This window comes from Streptomyces sp. NPDC033136 (assembly GCF_055578235.1).
The window spans coordinates 53,597-71,618 of the sequence record NZ_JBVIPD010000004.1; the positions used below are offsets into that span (position 1 = coordinate 53,597).

The following is an 18,022-nucleotide window of genomic DNA, read 5'->3' on the forward strand; positions in this document are numbered from 1 at the left end:
GGTAGGTCGCGGGAAGCTGGGGTAAACGCCCCGCTGCGCCACAAGTTTTGACAGGTTCTCACCAGGATGGGCGGGTTCCGGTCAGGGGGTGCGCGGGATCACCGACATGGCCGGCTGGGAGTGGTCGGCGGAGGCGGAGGGAGCGGCCCCGCTGCCCTGTTCCGGCCCGGTCGAGGCGGGCGGCTGCACGGGGTCCTCGCGGGGGGAGGACGCGCCCCGGTAGACCGCCGTGAAGGCCAGGGCCACCATGCCGATGCCCATCACGAGGGCGAGCACCCAGGCGACCGGGCGGTGCCAGCGGGCCTGTCGGGAGTACGGCCCCGGGTGGCCGTAGTGGTCCTCGAGGATGTCGGGGTCGTCGAACTCGTCCAGGTCGGGATCATGGCCGAAATCGCCGTGACCGTCCGGGCCGTATCCGTCGTCGTACCGGTCGCCTCCGGAGTGGGCGCGGCGGGCCTCCGCCTCGGAGGCTTCGGCTCTCGCCTGGGCCGCGGCCAGGAGGCGCTCCACGGCGGTCGGCTCGTGCACCACGGCCGCGCGTACGAAGGCCTCGTCGAAGACCACGGAGGCGAACTCTTCGTCCGACACCCCGCGGTCGTGGTCGTCGTCGGGCTCCCGGCCGTCAGGAAACGGCGTGCCCCCCACGTCCTCCGGCACGGATCCAGAGTAGACCTGGGGGGTCAATTTGGGCAGACGGTATGGAAATTCATCCGCCGATCGAGACGGCTTCCACGGGGTTCCGGCAGGCGCGCACCGGGCCGGTCCGCCCCTGCCGCACGCGAACGCGCCGCCTCACCAGGGCCTCACACCCACGTGCGGGACCGTAGGGCCCCCGTACGCCGAACGGGGGTCAGCGCCGTACGTGCCCGTCCCCGGTCACGATGTACTTGGTGCTGGTCAGCTCCGGCAGGCCCATCGGGCCGCGGGCATGCAGCTTCTGCGTGGAGATGCCGATCTCCGCGCCGAAGCCGAACTGGCCGCCGTCGGTGAAGCGGGTCGAGGTGTTCACGGCGACGGTGGTCGAGTCGACCAGCTGGGTGAAGCGGCGGGCGGCCTGCTGGGAGGTCGTCACGATGGCCTCGGTGTGGCCGGAGGTCCACAGCCGGATGTGCTCGACGGCCTTGTCCAGGGAGTCGACCACGGCCGCGGCGATGTCGTACGACAGGTACTCCGTCTCCCAGTCCTCGGTGGTGGCCTCGACGACCGTGGCCTTGGTGTCCTTGGCGTGGGCCTGCACGCGCTCGTCGGCGTGCACGGTCACCCCGGCCTCCGCGAGGGCGTCCAGGGCGCGCGGCAGGAACTCGGCGGCGATGTCCTGGTGGACCAGGAGGGTCTCGGCCGCGTTGCAGACGCCGACCCGCTGGGCCTTGGAGTTGATCAGGATCTCGACCGCCATGTCCAGGTCGGCCTGCGCGTCGACGTAGACGTGGCAGTTGCCGGTGCCGGTCTCGATGACCGGGACGACGGACTCCTGGACCACGGTGTTGATCAGCGAGGCGCCGCCCCGCGGGATGAGCACGTCGACCAGGCCGCGAGCGCGCATCAGCTCGCGCACGCTGTCGCGGCTCTCTCCGGGCACCAGCTGGATGGCGTCGGCGGGCAGCCCGGCCCCGCCCACGGCGTCGCGCAGGACGCGCACGAGGGCGGTGTTCGACTGGTACGCCGAGGAGGAGCCGCGCAGCAGGACGGCGTTGCCGGACTTCAGGCAGAGGGCGGCGGCGTCCACGGTGACGTTGGGCCGGCCCTCGTAGATGATCCCGACGACGCCGAGCGGCACGCGGACCTGGCGCAGGTCGATTCCGTTGGGCAGCGTGGAGCCGCGGACGACCTCGCCGACCGGGTCGGGCAGGGCGGCGACGTCGCGGACGTCGGAGGCGATGGCGCGGACCCGCTCGGGGGTGAGCGTGAGCCGGTCGATCATGCCCTCGCTGATGCCGGCCTCGCGGGCCTTGGCCACGTCCTTGGCGTTGGCCTCGACGATCTCGCTCGTCCGGACCTCCAGCGCGTCCGCGATGGCGAGCAGCGCGTCGTCCTTGTCGGCCCGCGGCAGCGGCGCGAGGCTCGCGGCGGCGGCCTTGGCCCGGTAGGCGGCCTGGGTGACCGGGGACATGGAGTCGTACGGAGAGAGCGTGGTCATGAGGGCAGGGTAGTGCGCGGAACGCGTCCGTTCACGGCGCGTTCCACACCCCGAGACACTCCATGGACCGGATCAAAACGGGTGAACCCCGACGGGCGAGGCCGGAGGGGGCCCGTACCCCTCGGCGATGCGCTGGTGGTAGGTCGCGCGGTCGATGACCTCCAGGCCGACGATCTCCCAGGGCGGCAGCCCGGCGGTCTGCCGGTGCTCGCCCCACAGGCGCAGGGCGACGGCCGCCGCGTCGTGCAGGTCGCGGGCCTCCTCCCAGTACCGGATCTCCGCGTGGTCGACGGCGTACCGGCTGGTCAGGAGGAAGGGGTGGTCGTGGGCGAGCTGCTCCAGGGCGCGCCGGACCTCGGGGAGCGGGGCCTCCTTGCCGGAGACGCTGAGGGTGACGTGCCACAGGCGCGGGAGGTCCGCGGGTTCCTCGCCCTCGAACCGGTCCCCGGCCGCCACACTCGTCAGGGCGCGCTCGTCGCCCGCCGCACGGGAGCCGGCACCACGGGAGCCGGCACCACCGCGGGATGCGGCGGTCCCCGGGCGCACTCGTCTCACGACGGCCTCCTTCGCTCAGTGGCGGTGTGCGGAACAGGTCCCCGAGACAAAGTTGAGCAGGCCGCAAGGGATCGCGTGGCGGTTTTGCGGAACGTCCACCACCGAGGGCGGATGTTTCGACACATTACGGGTGCAGGACCACCAGGTCGTCCCTGTGTACGACCTCGCGCTCGTACGCGGGCCCGAGATCCCGGGCCAGCTCGCGGGTCGAGCGGCCGATCAGCCGGGGGATCTCCTTGGCGTCGAAATTGACGAGCCCGCGGGCCACGGCGTGCCCGGTGCCGTCCCGCAGTTCGACCGGGTCGCCGGCGCTGAACTCGCCCTCGACCGCCGCGATCCCGGCGGGCAGCAACGACTTGCGGCCCTGGACGACGGCCCGCACGGCGCCGTCGTCCAGAGTGAGCGCGCCCTGCGGGGTGGAGGCGTGCTGGAGCCACAGCAGCCGGTCGGCGGAGCGCCTGCCGGTGGGGTGGAAGTAGGTGCCGGTGTCCTGGCCGGTCAGGGCGTCGGCCGCGTGGACGGCACTGGTGAGGACGACGGGGACGCCCGCGGCGGCCGCGATCCGGGCGGCCTCGACCTTGGTGACCATGCCGCCGGTGCCGACGCCGGCCTTGCCCGCGCTGCCGATCTCGACGTCCGCGAGGTCGGACGGGCCGCGCACCTCGGCGATGCGGGAGGTGCCGGGCCTGGCGGGGTCGCCGTCGTAGACGCCGTCCACGTCGGACAGCAGGACCAGCAGGTCGGCGTGGACGAGGTGGGCGACGAGGGCGGCGAGGCGGTCGTTGTCGCCGAAGCGGATCTCGTCCGTGGCGACGGTGTCGTTCTCGTTGACGATCGGGACCGCGCCCATCGCGAGCAGTTTGTCCAGGGTGCGGGAGGCGTTGCGGTGGTGCGCGCGGCGGCTCATGTCGTCCGAGGTCAGCAGCACCTGGCCGACGCGGACGCCGTAGCGGGCGAAGGAGGCGGTGTACCGGGCGACCAGCAGGCCCTGGCCGACGCTGGCGGCGGCCTGCTGCCGGGCCAGGTCCCTGGGCCGGCGGCGCAGGCCGAGCGGGGCGAGACCGGCGGCGATGGCTCCGGAGGAGACCAGGACGATCTCGCGTTCCCCGCCACCCACCCGTCTCCCGCCACCGCCCTCGGCCGAGGCCCTGCGGGCCGCCCCCTCGCCGCGGATCTTGGCGAGCACGTCGACCAGCGCGTCCACGCGGTCCGCGTCCAGGCCGCCGGAGGCGGTGGTCAGCGAGGAGGACCCGACCTTGACGACGATCCTGCGAGCCTCGCCCACGGCCTGCCTTGCCCCTGCCACGTCGCCGTCCGTCCCCTCGCGTCGATTCGGTCGCTCACCAGGAAATCTACGGGACGGCCGGACGGGGCGCGGCGCCGGTCCACGCTACGGACGGTGCCACCCGCGTCACGGGACGGCAGCCGCACATCTTCGCCCCCGCCTGATGACAGGAACGCGATCTTCCGCTACGCCCTGCGGCAAGCGGGACGGCAGCCACCCTTCGTCGCCCCCGTCTCATGACATGAAGGCGATCTTCCGTTACGGTCCGGGGACACGCACACGGCGGCCGCCCCAGTACCCTGATCGACACACGCGTGTCGTCAGGATGTCGCCGCGCGTTAACCCGGACGGCTGACCTGCGCCGACCTGATGCTCCTGGAGTGACCGCAGTGCCCCTACCTCTCCCCCACCCGCCGGCCCTGCTCAAGGGGCTGGTGACCGTCGTCCTGGCCGCCGCGTTCGCCGCGCAGGCGGTCGCGGCGCTGCTGCCCCACGTCCCGCTGCTGCTGGCCGCGACCGCCGTCTCGCTGGCCACCGAGGGCGTGCTGTACCGGTGGCAGCGCGGGGTGCTGTCGCTGTTCGCCAAGTCACACGCAGACATCACCGTACGGCACGTCCTGCGGGACCTGTTGCTGGTGGTGGGCCTGCTGCGGCTCGGCGAGCAGGACCGGGAGACGGTGTACGCCCCTCTGGTCGCCGGGCTGTTCGCCTTCTACGCGCTGCACTGCGCGATCCAGGCGGTCTCCGTGCTGGTGCGCCGTACCCGCACGCTGCCGGTGGTGACCCGGAACATCGACGCCTCGGCGCTGCGGCTGTCTCCGGCCCCGGCCCTGCTGCTGCGCCGCCCCGGCCAGCGGCTGCTGGTGTTCGGCCTGCCCGCGACGGCGGGGCTGCTGGCCGCCGCGGCGGGCGACGAGCCGTTGTACGCGGCCGTCGGCATCGCGCTCTCCCTCGCCCTCGGGCTGGCCGGCCTCGGCGCGCTGCTGCTCCGGCTGCTGCCGGGCCGCCGTCCGGCAGGCGAGCAGGAGGTACTGGAGTGGTTCGACGGATGGCTGGCGGAGTACCGGCCGACCGTCGGCCTGTACTTCTCCGGCGGCGCCTCCTCGGCGTACCAGGCGAACATGTGGCTGGAGCCGCTCGCGAAGCTGGACGGCAGGCCGGTCATCGTGCTGCGCGAGCGGTTCATGGTCCAGAAGATCGCGGCGACGGACATCCCGGTCGTCTGCCTGCCGAAGGTGGCCACGCTGATGCGGCTGGAGCACTCCACGCTCCAGGTCCTCATCCACCCGTCGAACTCCGGCAAGACCTCCCAGGTGCTGCGCATCCCCACGATCAGGCACACCTTCGTCAACCACGGCGAGAGCGACAAGCTGTCCTCCTGCAACCCGTACGCGAAGGCCTACGACGAGGTGTGGGTCGCCGGGCCCGCGGCGCGCGAGCGGTACGCCCTGGCCGAGGTGGGCGTCGAGGACAAGGACGTGGTGGAGACGGGCCGCCCGCAGCTGGACGGCGTGACGCCGTACGCGGGCCCGCCGACCGGGACTTGGACGACCGTCCTGTACGCGCCGACCTGGGAGGGCTGGGACGGCAACCCCGGCAACACGTCGGTGATCGCGGCCGGTGAGAACCTGGTGCGGGCGCTGCTCGCCGACCCGGGCGTACGGCTGCTGTACAAGCCGCACCCGCTGACGGGCTCGGTGGACCCGCGCGCGGGCGCGGCCGACCTGCGCATCCGCGAGCTGATCCGGTCGGCGAACCGGGAGCGGACGGGGACGCGCCACCCGGCACCTGCGGCCGCTGCCGCCACCGCGGCACTGACGGAACGCACCGCCGAGCTGGACCGGCTGACCACGTCCGTCTTCCGGGCCGGGGCCGACACCGTGGAGCGGATGCTGGTGCAGTCGGCGCCGGAGCCGGGCCGCGCGGAGGCGGTGGCACGGGCGACGGCCGCGTGGGAGGAGGCGTACTGGGCCTCGCTGCCGGAGGGTGAGCACCAGATCATCACGGACGTCCGGCCCACGCTGTACTCCTGCTACAACGCGGCCGACCTGCTGATCAGTGATGTGTCGAGCGTGATCAGCGACTTCCTGGCGAGCGAGAAGCCGTACGCGGTGGCCAACACCAGCGGTCTGCCCGAGGACGCCTTCCGTGCGGCGTTCCCGACGGTGGCGGCGGCGACCGTGCTGACGCCGGACGCGGCGGGGGTGGCGGGCCTGCTGGAGACGGTCCGGCGCCCGGAGAAGGACAACCTGGGCGAGGCTCGGGCCGAGTTGAAGCGGCGCCTGCTGGGTCCGGCCGAGCCGTCGTCGCAGGAGCGCTTCAACGAGGCCGTGCGGGCACTGTGCGAGGAGGCCCGGGACCACCAGGCCCGGGTGGCGGAACGGCTGGCGGCGGAGCACCTGTCGGCAGTGCCGGGCCAGCGCACCAGGACGGCGAGCGACCCGGCCGGAGTGCCCACCGCCCCGCGCTGACCGGCGGCACGACGAGACGGCCGCGGGGTCACCGGAAACGTCCGGTGGCCCCGCGCCGCTGTGCACACCGGGCCGGCACCCGCACCACCGCATCCGCACTCCCCGGCCGGCCTTCACGCCGCGGACCGCACCTCGCGGGACGGCAGCACCCGCCGGGCCTTGCGCACCGCCCGTCGCATGAGCGTGTCGGCGCCGCCCTCCCGGTAGCCCGGGAACGCGCGGGCCTCTCGGGGCTCGGCGAGGTACACCGCGTCGGGGATGCCCGCGGCGCGGTCGCGGAAGTGCGGGTAGGCCAGGTAGACCCGGCGGCCCTTCTTCTCCAGGAGGGCCGCCGCCTGCTTCTTGGCCTTGACGAACGTGACGACGTCCGGCAGCAGTTCCGGGCGCTGCTCGGCGACCAGGTGCAGCCGCAGCCGCTCGTGGACCTTGAGTCGCTGGGCGACCCCCTCGCTCCAGTAGGCGTCCATCAGCGGCTTCGCCAGCTCGAACTTGTGCCGGCGGATCTCCTCGCTGTCCGTCAGGTACTTGGGCCCGAACTGCGGCAGCAGCGTGACGACGAAGGGCCGGACCATCAGCTGGTCGCGCCGGCCGCCCGCGGGGACGAGTTCGGCGATGAGATCCATCAGGGCCCGCGCGGAGTCGAAGCGCAGCGTGTAACTGCCGCTCTTCGTCACGTGCTTGCCGTCGTCACGGCCCACCAGGTAGTAGCAGGTGTGGTCGGCCACCACGGACACGCCGTCCGCCCGCAGGTACGCCTCCATGGTGAACAGCGCGTCCTCGCCGGTGAACAGCGACTCGTCGAACCGCATGCCGTGCCGCTCCAGCAGCGCGCGGCGGAACAGCTTCTGCGCGCTGAGCGTGAACTTGATGTTGGAGGAGTAGACGTCCGTCCGCTCCACCGTCCTGCCCCACATGGACTTCGGCGCCGAGCGGTTGACGCCCTCGACCTTGCCGAGGACCACGTCCGTGCCGGCCCGGTCGGCCATGGCGACCATGCGCTCCAGCGCCTCGGGGCCGAGCCGGTCGTCGGCGTCGAGGAAGAAGACGTAGCGTCCGCTCGCCTTGCCCAGGCCGAGGTTGCGGGGGCCGCTGGGGCCGCCGGAGTTCTCCTGCCGGATCACCAGGACGTGCATGGGAGCCCGTTCGGCGAACTCCTCCAGGTACTCCCCCGTGCCGTCCGTCGATCCGTCGTCCACCGCGATGACCTCGATGCGCTCCGGATCGATGGTCTGTGCCTCGACGGACGAGAGGCACTCGATCAGATACGGCATCGCTTCGTACGCCCCGATGACCACGCTCACATCAGGCTGCGTCACGGCCACGTTCCCCCTATTCAATGGGATATTCCCCCCGTATCGCCTCATTCGCTACTTGGTAGACGGGTGATCGAGGCAAGCGGTTGCCTCGCACGCACGTGTTAGTGAGTCACCTCACACGGTGAGTTCACAGGGGGCGGGAAAGCGAAAGAGTTCGGCCCCGAGGAGAACCTCCTCGGGGCCGAACTCTTCACTCGGCTACGGCAGTTCAGCCCGCGCCGACACCGTCCGTGTCGCCGGCCGCGGACACCCGCTGCCCGGGCACGGCGTTTGCCAGCCCGGCCTCGGCGCCGGCGGCCCCCGCCCGTGACTCCTGGCCGACGTTGCGCGTCTCGGCCTTGAGCGCGAGGTTCGCGACGGCGGTGTTGAACTGCTCCAGGGAGGTCGGCTCGTCCGGGCCCAGCAGGTACTGCTTGAGCTCCTTGCGGTCCTCGGCCAGCGGATCGGCGGCCGGGTCGCGGACGGCGCCCAGCAGCTCGCCCAGCTCGGTCGCGCTGTTGGAGAGGATCACTGCGGCACGCACCGCCGTGTTGTTCCGCTTGAACTCCTCGACGCCCAGTTCCGCGGAGTCCGTGACGGCGTACGGCTTGCCGCTCGCGATGAAGTCGGAGACCACGCTGGAGATGTCGGAGACCATCGCGTCGGAGACGTTGAAGCAGTCGTACAGCCGCGGCTCGGCACCGGTGATGACGCGGTGCTCCCAGGAGGGGAAGGAACGCCAGTAGGCGTCGTTCCACTCGGCGCGCAGCCGGGCGGCCTCCTCGTGCCGGGCGACGTCGATCAGCCCCTCACGGGTGGCCTCGGCCTCGTCACCCCGGTCGCCGCCGGAGCCGGACAGCTGGGCGAGCCGGGCCTCGATCCGGGCCAGCTCGGCCTTGGCCTGCGCCTGGGCGGCGGTGTCGGCGACGAACCGCGTGCTGACGGCGCGCTCGGCGGCGGCCTTCCGCACCAGCGCGGTGATGCGCTGGTGGGCGTCCTTGGCGTCCTCGCTGCGGGTGCCGGTGAACGGGTGCGGCTTGTACAGCACGCGGACCGGCGGGTCGGCGGCGACGAGCTTGCGCACGATGTTCTCGCCGGCCAGCAGGATCGAGGTGTTGCCCGGGTTGTCGTCCCAGCCCTCCCAGGTGGGGGCGTACAGGACGGTCGGGATCCGCCCCTCGGGCACGCCCTGCCAGGTCTGGATGGGGGCGAGCTGCGGGCGGCCGACCTCGACGATGTCGTCGTCGCGGACACCGACGTCGGCGATGGCGTAGCGGTCGCGGCCCGCGCGGCCGGCCGTCCATACCTCGTCGTAGGCCTTGCTGTACGGGTTGACGCTGGCGAGCTTGTCGCTGTCGCCGTGGCCGATGAAGACGTGCTTCATGGTGGGCACACGCAGCAGGTGGATGTTCTTGCCGACGTTGGCCGCGTAGAGCGCGACACGCACCGTGGACAGGTCCATGTTCATCAGGTGCACCCCTCCGGGCACGCAGATGACGGGGACCGTGGTGGGCACCAGGTTGTTCAGGATGGCCCGCTCACGCAGGATGATCAGCGGCTTGGAGTCCAGGTTCTCCATGGTGTCCAGCCACATGTTGACCTGGTAGGCGGAGTCCTTCGACCCGGAGAAGTACAGGACCGTCTCCGGCTTGTACTCCCCCAGCCAGTCGTCGACGGCGGCCAGGACCCGCTCGGCGTTCGGCGCGATCCTCCGGCCGCGGACGTACGGCATGAGAGCCAGGACGTACAGGGTGGCGAGGGCCACCGTGACGCCGATGCCGATGAACCCGACCAGGGCCGAATTCACCTGCGCGGCGACCAGGATGCCGACGACAGCCGCGAGATCGAGGTGCAGCATCTTCTCGGCGGAGCGGTGCAGCAGCCGGCGCGGCGGGGCGTCCGGGATGCGGATGCGCGACTTGAGATCGACGTTGCGGGTGGCGACCGGCATGCGACGGCGGTTGCGGGCCAGCTGGACCAGCGCGCCGTGCGGGGCCTGCAGCCCGTAGAAGGCGATGAAGCAGGCGATCGCACCGTAGTAGATCAGGTTGTCCGCGAGGGACAGCCGGGCCAGCAGCAGGACGAGGAGCAGCTGCCGGATCAGGAAGCGGATCGACAGGCCGGCCCGGACCTTGCCGAGGCGGTTGATCAGGTAGCTGCCCTTGCGGTGCAGATAGTGGTCCGCCAGGTACGTCACGGCGGCCGCTGCCGCGAAGGCGGGGACGCTCGGGACGAGCGCGGCCAGCATGAGGGCGGGGAAGCCCGCCACCATGAGGACCGCCGCGGCCAGTTCGGCCGCGCTGCCCACCCGGGCGACCCGAATAGCGGTGGATATCACGGAGAAACCTGCTCTTGGGAGGGTGTACCGGTCTTGTTCAAGAATGCGGCTGGTCTGTGAATATTCCGAGGGCTATGGATTCAGGCCCCTGCGAACACTCCTGTAACCGAGTTCGTCAACAGGAGAGCGCAGAGGCCTGAATTACCAAAGTCTATTTGACGCCAATTATTACACGTCGTCCTGCCGGTCCAGCACCGAGGCCAGCGCCTGCTCGAAGCCGGAGGCCCGGGCCGCGCCGGCCGTCGGATCCTGCTGGCGGACGTCGATGACGTGGCCGGTCAGCTCGGACAGCAGCACGTCCAGTGAGGTGCGCGCCACGGCCTCGGAGGACAGCAGCGAGCCGCTCGGCTCCTGGCCGAAGGCCTTGGTGCGCATCGGGGTGGCGGTGCGCTCGGGGTTGACGCAGTTGACGCGGACGCCGTCACCGGCCCACTCGTCGGACAGCGCCTGGGTGAGGTTCACCATGGCGGCCTTGGTCGAGGAGTACAGGCTGTACTCGGCGCGGCCCCGGGTGTAGCTGCTGGAGGTGTACAGCAGCAGCTGGCCCTTGGTCTCGGACAGGTACTTGTACGAGGACCGGGCGATCTGCACCGGGGCCAGGTAGTTGACCTTCAGTGCCTCCTCGATGGTGGCGTTGTCGGTCTCGGCGAGCTTGCCGATGCGCAGCACGCCCGCGGTGTTCACCACGTAGTCGATGCGGCCGGTCTCGGCGTACGCCTTGGACAGGGCGTCGTCGACCTCCTCCGGATTCTCCACGTGGGTACCGGTGGTGGAGCGGCCCAGGGCGTAGACCTTGGCCCCGTAGGACTCGGCGAGCTCGGCGATGTCCTTGCCGATGCCGTAGGAGCCGCCGAAGACGACGAACGTCTTGCCGGTCAGCAGCTCGCGGTAGGCCTCCTCGGAGACCTGCTCGGGCACGGCCGTGGAGGCCAGCTGGAAGAGCTTGTCGGCGATGAAGACGTCGACGGGCTGGGTGACCTTCATGTTGTACTCGTCACCCGCGACGACGTGGATCGGCACGTCCGGCAGGTACTTGAGCACGACGGAGCAGTCGTCTGTGGCCTGGAAGTTGGGGTCGCCGGCGGCGACCTCGTAGGCCCGCTTGATCGTGGACAGTTTGAAGGCCTGCGGCGTCTGGCCGCGGCGCAGCCGGGAGCGGTCCGGGATCTCGGTGATGAACTCGCCGTCCTCGCCGTGCGTGCGCGTGACGATGATGGTGTCGGCGGACGGGATGGCCACGTCGACGGCCTGGTAGCGCTCCAGCGCGGTGACGCAGTCGTCGATGACGCGCTGCGACAGCAGGGGGCGCACGGCGTCGTGGAAGAGGACGTTGGCGTCCTCGCCCTCGGCGAGGCCCTCGCCCAGGGCCGAGATGGCGCGCTCAGTGGTCTCGTTCCGCGTGGCGCCGCCCTCGATGATCTTCGAGACCTTCTTGAATCCGGCCTTCGCGACAATCTTCTCGATGTCGGGCACATAACCAGGCGCCATCAGCACGATGATGTCGTCGATCGAGTCGGCGTTCTCGAAAGTGGCCAGCGTGTGCTCGATGACTGCCTTGCCGGCGATCTTCAGCAGCTGCTTGGGGATCGACAGACCCACGCGCTGGCCGGTGCCACCGGCCAGAACCACTGCGGTAGTACGGGGCTTGGCTATGTGCTGGGACACAGGCGACCTACCTCGGGGCGACAGGGGACTCCAAAATGGTCCCACTTGTGGTTATTGCGGTGCAAGATGAGCGACCTCTGCCGCATATGTGCGCGCAACCTGTCATTCACCTCCCACTCCTTCTGGTTGGTGAGACGACTGTGCGGGCCCCGGGGAAGTACGCTGTGAGCAACCCCACAGAAGCTCAGCGACGTCGGAGCCGCTCGGGACGGCGGCGACCGAGGCCCAGCGCCGGTTCCTTGGACGATGTCCCGTGCACGGTACGCGCTTTGACGATGCCCCGCATACCGGGTCCGCCGCTCGCGGTGGCGGGATCCGCGCCGTGGTGTGCGGTTCTTCACGTCCCGGGGCACGGCTGCACGCCTCCTTCATGGACCCGGCCGCGAATGCGGCCCGCAGGGCCGCCCATTGACGCGGAATGCCTGATCAGGATTCCGCAGCACTCCGGCCTCGGAGAGCCATACGCGGCAGGCCCGGGTCGGACTTCTCACAGGCTCCCCGGTTCCGCACGGCGGTCCGGTACGGCGAAGAGCCCGGCACTCCGAGGAGTACCGGGCTCACGCGGGCGGCGGCGCCGGGTCGGGTGTCGGGCGCGGGTGTCAGACGACCTCGACTCCCGGGCGGCCCGCCTCGCCCCTCAGCCGGGCCTGCGTGCTCGCGGTCGCCGTCGGCTGCCGGACGGTGTCGACCACGCGCACCCGCGCGTCGATGCCGTCCCGGCGGATGTCGAACAGGTGGTAGCCGCGGTGCGCGTCGAGCAGCTTCCAGTGCGGGTTGTCCGGGCGCCTCGGGTCCCACTCCCTGCGGAAGGCCTCCTGGTCCTGGTCGCCGTTGCTGGAGACGGAGGTGCCGACGAACTCGGCGCCGACGACCACGGAGTCCGGGTCGGCGTAGTCCTCCTTGAGGTCGCTGATCATGGTCAGGTGCCGGTCACCGGAGAGCACGACCGGGTTGCGGACCTGCTTGAACTCCCGCATGAAACGGTTGCGTTCGGCCTGGTAGCCGTCCCAGGCGTCGTAGAACCAGAGCTTGCCCTCGCCGACCTTGAGGTCCGTCTCGGCCATCATGATCTGGGAGGCGATGAGGTTCCAGCGGGCGGGCGAGTCCTGCAGCCCGTTCAGCAGCCACCGCTTCTGCCGCGCGCCCAGCATGGTCAGCGACGGGTCCTGGGCGCCGGCCTGGCTGGTGGCCTGGTCGCTGCGGTACTGCCGGGTGTCCAGGACGTTCAGGCGGGCCAGGCGGCCGAACTCCAGGCGGCGGTACATCCGGATGTGCGGACCCGTGGGGACGGCGGTGGCCCGGACCGGCATGTGCTCGTAGAACGCCTGGTAGGCCGCGGTCAGCCGGGCCACGAACGCGTCGTGCGGCTGCTTGCCGGGGTCCTGCGGGATCTGTCCGGCGAAGTCGTTGTCCACCTCGTGGTCGTCGAAGCTCACCACGAAGGGCGCGTTCGCGTGCATCGCCGCGAGGTCCGGGTCGGTGCGGTACTGCGCGTACCGGTTGCGGTACTGGGCCAGGCTGAACGGCTCGCCGGTCCCCTCGTGCCGCCGGACGCCCGTCGCCGAGGGCGTGGACTCGTAGATGTAGTCGCCGACGAAGACCACGACGTCCGGGTCCTGCCGCAGCATGTCGGCGTATGGCGTGAAGTAGCCGTGCTGCCAGTTCTGGCAGGAGGCGAGGGCCATGCGCAGGAAGCCGCCGGAGCTGTGGGGGTGGGGCGCGGTACGGGTGCGGCCGACGGGTGAGAGCTGCCCGCCGGTACGGAAGCGGTACCAGTACGAACGGTCCACGCGCAGGCCCCGTACGTCCACGTGAACGCTGTGCCCGTACTCGGGCCGGGCCTGGGCGGTGCCCCGTCGGACGAGCTTTCTGAAGCGGTGGTCCTCCGCGACCTGCCACTCCACGGGCACCTTCCGGTCGGGCATCCCCCCGCCGTTCAGCGGATCCGGGGCGAGCCGGGTCCACAGCACGACGCCGTCCGGCAGCGGGTCGCCGGAGGAGACGCCGAGGCTGAACACCCCGTCGGGCAGCGGCGTCCCGGCCGCGTGCGCGGCGGCCGGAACCCACAGCTGGGCGGAGGCCGCGGCACCGAGCACCGCGGCACCGGCGGTCAGAAGGCGGCGTCGGTCGGGGGATACTGCTCCGGTCATCGACTGACTCCCTCACCTCTCCGGCCACTTGGACACTGGGAAGCTTCACGCCTGCGGGCGGTCCGCCCGCTGAACGTCGGGATTCACGTACATGACAACTAGGCAGACAGCCGAAGACCCGCCGCCGGCGCTGGAACAAGCCGTTGCCGGGGCGGGTCTGACGGGTGATCAGTAGGCGAAGCCGGTGCCGAGGCGTGCGCCCGTGGCAGTCGTACCGAGGAGGGTGTTGCCGAAGGCAGTCGTGGCGTTCGGGCTCACGACGCTCGTCGGGCCGGACCTGAAGTACCACACGGACCCGGCGTTGCCGTTCTCCCCCGGCGCGCCCGCGGCCAGGTCGGCCAGGCCGTCGTCGTCGGCGTCGGCGAGGTGGACGGCCCGGCCGAAGGCGTCGCTCTTCTCGGGGGTGCCCGGCACGTCGGGCGTGTTCTGCGTGACCACCTGGGCGCCGGTGCCGGTGAGTCCGCGCGCGATGCCGGGCAGTACGACGACGGCCCCCGCGTCCGCCACACTGCCCAGGTTCTCACCGGGCAGCCCGGTCGCCACGTCCGGGTATCCGTCGCCGTTGACGTCCGCGACCTGGACGTCGGTCCCGAAGCCGTCGCCCGCCTCGGCGCTGCCGGGCACACCGGGGCTGTCCTGGTTGAGGTGTTCGGCCTTCACACCGTCGGGCCCGTCCGGGCCGCCCGGGATCCAGGTGACCCGGCCGCCCTTGGCGGCGGGGGTGTCGAGGTCGCTGTCGTACCCGTCGACGGCCCGGCCGACCACGATGTCGTCGTAACCGTCCCGGTCGACGTCCCCGATGTCGAGGTTCTCGCCGCCCTGGAGCCGGTAGCCGTCGCCGCCCTGCACGGTGGTGTACGGCTTGAGTCCCTGCCGGGTACCCAGCCAGTACACGACCCGGCGGGCGTCGAACTCGTCGCCGTCGTTCTGGACGGCGGCGACGTCCGTGACGCCGTCACCGTTGACGTCGCCGGCGGCCAGGTCGAGAACGCGGCTGTCGAACTCGTCCGTCACGAGTTGTTCGCCGTGAGCCGCGGAGCCGTCCCGGGCGAACGGGCCTTTCAGCACACGCAGATTGAAATGATTCTCCGCGGTCACCAGGTCCCCGGCGCCGTCGCCGTTCGTGTCCCCGACGATCAGGCGGCCCTTGCCACCGAGCCGGTCGTAGGTCGTCCCGGTGGCCAGGACGGCCCCGCCGGACAGGCCCTTCGCGCCACCCCAGAGGACCTCGACCAGCCCGGACTCCTCACCGCCGTCAGCCGTGTCCTCGTTTCCCACGCCGACCACCAGGTCCGCGTACCCGTCACGGTCGAGGTCGGCGGTGGTGAGCGCGCTGCCGAACGCGTCGTCCGTCTCGGGGCTGCCGGGCACGCCGGCCGTGCTCTGGGTGAGCACCTGCCGCTTCGTCACGTCCAGCCCGTTCCGCGAGCCGTAGACCACGGCGACGTATCCGGCGCCCTTCTTGCCGCCGACGGTCGCGGTCGGGGCGGCCACGGCGAGGTCGGCGTAGCCGTCGCCGTTGAAGTCGTCGTGGAGCTTCGCCGCGGTGGGCGGGGCGACGGGGGCGGCGTGCGCGGCCGTCGGGGTGGCGACCGCCGCGACAACCGCGACGGCCACCGCGACTCCTCGGCCGATCCTGCGCTTGCTCATGGACTGGGGCACGTGAACTCCAGTGGTCAGCTGGGCAGTTGTCACGCGGCGAGGAACAAGATCCTCACCCGCGCCGCCCAGTACGACTCACCGGGGGACCACTTGGTTGCCGTGGGATCCGTTGCGTATGCGCGCTTGCCGTCGACTCAGAACGGCTCGAAGTCGTCGAACTCCTGCTGCGCCTCGTCCCGCTCGGCCTGCCGGTCCCTGCGGCGCTGCGCCGCCGGCCGCGCCTCCTCCAGCCGGTGGTCCTCACCGCGCCGGCCGAGCATCTCGGCCCCGGCCATCACGGACGGCTCCCAGTCGAAGACCACGGCGTTCTCCTCGGGACCGATGGCGACACCGTCGCCACCCCGGGCGCCCGCCTTCATCAGCTCCTGCTCGACACCGAGCCGGTTGAGCCGGTCCGCCAGGTAGCCGACCGCCTCGTCGTTGTTGAAGTCGGTCTGCCGCACCCACCGCTCGGGCTTCTCGCCGCGCACCCGGAACAGCCCATCGGCCTCGCGCGTCACGGTGAAGCCGGTGTCGTCCACGGCCTTGGGCCGGATCACGATCCGCGTGGCCTCTTCCTTCGGCTTCGCGGCCCGCGCCTTCGCCACGAGTTCCGCGAGCGCGTACGACAGCTCCTTCAGCCCCAGGTGCGCCACGGCCGAAACCTCGAACACGCGATAGCCGCGCGCCTCCAGGTCGGGCCGCACCATCTCGGCCAGGTCCTTGCCGTCCGGTACGTCGATCTTGTTCAGGACGACCATGCGCGGCCGGTTGTCCAGCCCGCCGTACTGCCGCAGCTCCTCCTCGATGATGTCGAGGTCGGAGACCGGGTCGCGCTCCGACTCCAGCGTGGCCGTGTCCAGGACGTGCACGAGCACACTGCACCGCTCCACGTGCCGCAGGAACTCCAGGCCCAGGCCCTTGCCCTGGCTGGCCCCGGGGATCAGCCCGGGCACGTCGGCGATCGTGTACACCGTGGAACCGGCCGTGACGACACCGAGGTTCGGCACGAGCGTGGTGAAGGGGTAGTCGGCGATCTTCGGCTTGGCGGCGCTCAGCACCGAGATCAGCGACGACTTGCCGGCGCTCGGGTACCCGACCAGCGCCACGTCGGCGACGGTCTTCAGCTCCAGGACGATGTCCTGCAGGTCCCCCGGCTCGCCGAGCAGCGCGAACCCGGGCGCCTTGCGCCGGGCGGAGGCCAGCGCCGCGTTGCCGAGCCCGCCCCGGCCTCCCTGCGCGGCGACGTACGAGGTGCCCTGCCCGACCAGATCGGCGAGGACGTTGCCCGCCTTGTCCAGCACCACCGTGCCGTCCGGCACCGGCAGGACCAGGTCCTGCCCGTCCTTGCCGGAGCGGTTGCCGCCCTCGCCGGGCTTGCCGCCCGTGGCCTTGCGGTGCGGGGAGTGGTGGTAGTCGAGGAGCGTGGTGACGGACTGGTCGACAGTGAGGATCACGTCCCCGCCACGACCGCCGTTGCCGCCGTCGGGCCCGCCGAGCGGCTTGAACTTCTCACGGTGGACGGAGGCACAGCCGTGGCCTCCGCTACCCGCGGCGACATGCAGCTCGACGCGGTCCACGAAGGTGGTCATGGTGTGTGCCTCCAGTGATGTACGGCCGTTGTGTACGGGGTTGTACGGGGTCGTTCTCTGCGTAACACGCGAAAGGCGGACCCGCTTCCCGTGAGGGAAGTGAGGTCCGCCTCGCGAAAGCTTCCGGTCAGGCGACCGGAACGATGTTCACGACCTTGCGGCCACGGTGGGTGCCGAACTGCACCGAACCGGCCTCGAGGGCGAACAGCGTGTCGTCGCCGCCACGGCCGACGCCGGCGCCCGGGTGGAAGTGGGTGCCGCGCTGACGGACCAGGATCTCACCCGCGTTGACGACCTGACCGCCGAAGCGCTTCACGCCGAGCCGCTGGGCATTGGAGTCGCGACCGTTCCGGGTGGACGATGCGCCCTTCTTGTGTGCCATTTCTCCTCAGTCCCTTACTTCGCAGCCGCGGGGATCTCAGTGACCTTGATCGCCGTGTACTGCTGGCGGTGGCCCTGGCGACGGCGGTAACCGGTCTTGTTCTTGTAGCGCAGAATGTCGATCTTCTGGCCCTTGTGGTGGTCCACGACCTCGGCCTGGACCTTGATACCGGCCAGCACCCACGGGTCGCTGGTCACGGCGTCGCCGTCGACAACGAGCAGGGTCGAGAGCTCGACCGTGTCGCCAACCTTGGCAGTGGAAATCTTGTCAACCTCAACGATGTCACCGACAGCAACCTTGTGCTGACGGCCACCGCTGCGCACGATGGCGTACACGCGGGACTCACTCTCTCGCTCGGGAAACGGCACCCCCGCAGGCCAGCAGCCCGACACAGCGAGCAGCCTCTCCCGGGCGCCCGGCGCCCTGGAGGATGAGGTTTACGGGGATGTGACGCGTCAGTCGACACGCCGACAGTCAAGGTTACGGGGCCGCGACCGAAGGGGTCAAACCG

At 71.1% G+C, this 18,022-nt stretch carries 13 protein-coding genes; 1 reads left to right on the forward strand and 12 read right to left on the reverse strand.

Annotation, left to right across the window (positions count from 1 at the left end):
* Nucleotides 1–81: 81 nt before the first annotated feature.
* From ACZ5TL_RS08560 to proB, 4 genes are all read right to left on the reverse strand, one after another.
* Nucleotides 82–657: an SCO2584 family spore wall biosynthesis protein gene (locus ACZ5TL_RS08560; RefSeq protein WP_468588640.1), complete on the reverse strand. Its 576-nt coding sequence runs from the start codon at nt 655–657 to the stop codon at nt 82–84.
* Nucleotides 658–850: 193 nt separating this feature from the next.
* Entirely contained in the window at nt 851–2,137 is a 1,287-nt protein-coding gene (locus tag ACZ5TL_RS08565; RefSeq protein ID WP_468588641.1) for a glutamate-5-semialdehyde dehydrogenase, read from the reverse strand.
* A gap of 72 nt (nt 2,138–2,209) precedes the next feature.
* Nucleotides 2,210–2,692 carry a hypothetical protein gene (locus ACZ5TL_RS08570; RefSeq protein WP_468588642.1) on the reverse strand — a complete coding sequence of 161 codons (483 nt, stop codon included), beginning with the start codon at nt 2,690–2,692 and terminating at the stop codon, nt 2,210–2,212.
* Nucleotides 2,693–2,816: 124 nt separating this feature from the next.
* Nucleotides 2,817–3,998, reverse strand: a complete 1,182-nt coding sequence (gene proB, locus ACZ5TL_RS08575; protein ID WP_468588643.1) for a glutamate 5-kinase — start codon at nt 3,996–3,998, stop codon at nt 2,817–2,819.
* A 359-nt stretch (nt 3,999–4,357) separates the two neighbouring features.
* Here proB and ACZ5TL_RS08580 point away from each other — a divergent pair, with 359 nt between their 5' ends.
* Nucleotides 4,358–6,448, forward strand: coding sequence for a hypothetical protein (locus tag ACZ5TL_RS08580; protein ID WP_468588644.1), 2,091 nt, complete (start codon nt 4,358–4,360; stop codon nt 6,446–6,448).
* Nucleotides 6,449–6,561: 113 nt separating this feature from the next.
* Here ACZ5TL_RS08580 and ACZ5TL_RS08585 read toward each other — a convergent pair whose 3' ends face one another.
* The 8 genes from ACZ5TL_RS08585 to rplU form a co-directional block, all read right to left on the reverse strand.
* Nucleotides 6,562–7,770: a glycosyltransferase family 2 protein gene (locus tag ACZ5TL_RS08585; protein WP_468588645.1), complete on the reverse strand. Its 1,209-nt coding sequence runs from the start codon at nt 7,768–7,770 to the stop codon at nt 6,562–6,564.
* A 202-nt stretch (nt 7,771–7,972) separates the two neighbouring features.
* Complete coding sequence (locus tag ACZ5TL_RS08590) at nt 7,973–10,081, reverse strand: hypothetical protein (protein ID WP_468588646.1); 2,109 nt, start codon at nt 10,079–10,081, stop codon at nt 7,973–7,975.
* Between the two features lie 168 nt (nt 10,082–10,249).
* Nucleotides 10,250–11,746 (reverse strand): D-ribitol-5-phosphate cytidylyltransferase, encoded by a 1,497-nt coding sequence (locus ACZ5TL_RS08595; protein ID WP_468588647.1) that lies wholly within the window; start codon nt 11,744–11,746, stop codon nt 10,250–10,252.
* Nucleotides 11,747–12,345: 599 nt separating this feature from the next.
* Nucleotides 12,346–13,896, reverse strand: coding sequence for an alkaline phosphatase D family protein (locus ACZ5TL_RS08600; RefSeq protein WP_468588648.1), 1,551 nt, complete (start codon nt 13,894–13,896; stop codon nt 12,346–12,348).
* A 168-nt stretch (nt 13,897–14,064) separates the two neighbouring features.
* Nucleotides 14,065–15,546, reverse strand: coding sequence for an FG-GAP-like repeat-containing protein (locus tag ACZ5TL_RS08605; RefSeq protein ID WP_468588649.1), 1,482 nt, complete (start codon nt 15,544–15,546; stop codon nt 14,065–14,067).
* Between the two features lie 146 nt (nt 15,547–15,692).
* On the reverse strand, nt 15,693–17,129 hold the full coding sequence (gene obgE / locus ACZ5TL_RS08610) for a GTPase ObgE (protein WP_468588650.1): 1,437 nt from the start codon (nt 17,127–17,129) through the stop codon (nt 15,693–15,695).
* A gap of 127 nt (nt 17,130–17,256) precedes the next feature.
* The gene (gene rpmA, locus ACZ5TL_RS08615) at nt 17,257–17,511 is read right to left on the reverse strand and encodes a 50S ribosomal protein L27 (protein ID WP_003990207.1); all 255 of its coding nucleotides are present in this window, start codon (nt 17,509–17,511) and stop codon (nt 17,257–17,259) included.
* A 14-nt stretch (nt 17,512–17,525) separates the two neighbouring features.
* The gene (rplU, locus tag ACZ5TL_RS08620) at nt 17,526–17,846 is read right to left on the reverse strand and encodes a 50S ribosomal protein L21 (protein WP_004931419.1); all 321 of its coding nucleotides are present in this window, start codon (nt 17,844–17,846) and stop codon (nt 17,526–17,528) included.
* Nucleotides 17,847–18,022: the final 176 nt, after the last annotated feature.

Coding starts and splice junctions, on each gene's coding strand:
- ACZ5TL_RS08565 (WP_468588641.1), bottom strand. CDS start 2,137: ATGACCACGCTCTCTCCGTACGACTCCATGTCCCCGGTCACCCAGGCC.
- obgE (WP_468588650.1), bottom strand. CDS start 17,129: ATGACCACCTTCGTGGACCGCGTCGAGCTGCATGTCGCCGCGGGTAGC.
- rpmA (WP_003990207.1), bottom strand. CDS start 17,511: ATGGCACACAAGAAGGGCGCATCGTCCACCCGGAACGGTCGCGACTCC.
- ACZ5TL_RS08605 (WP_468588649.1), bottom strand. CDS start 15,546: ATGAGCAAGCGCAGGATCGGCCGAGGAGTCGCGGTGGCCGTCGCGGTT.
- ACZ5TL_RS08600 (WP_468588648.1), bottom strand. CDS start 13,896: ATGACCGGAGCAGTATCCCCCGACCGACGCCGCCTTCTGACCGCCGGT.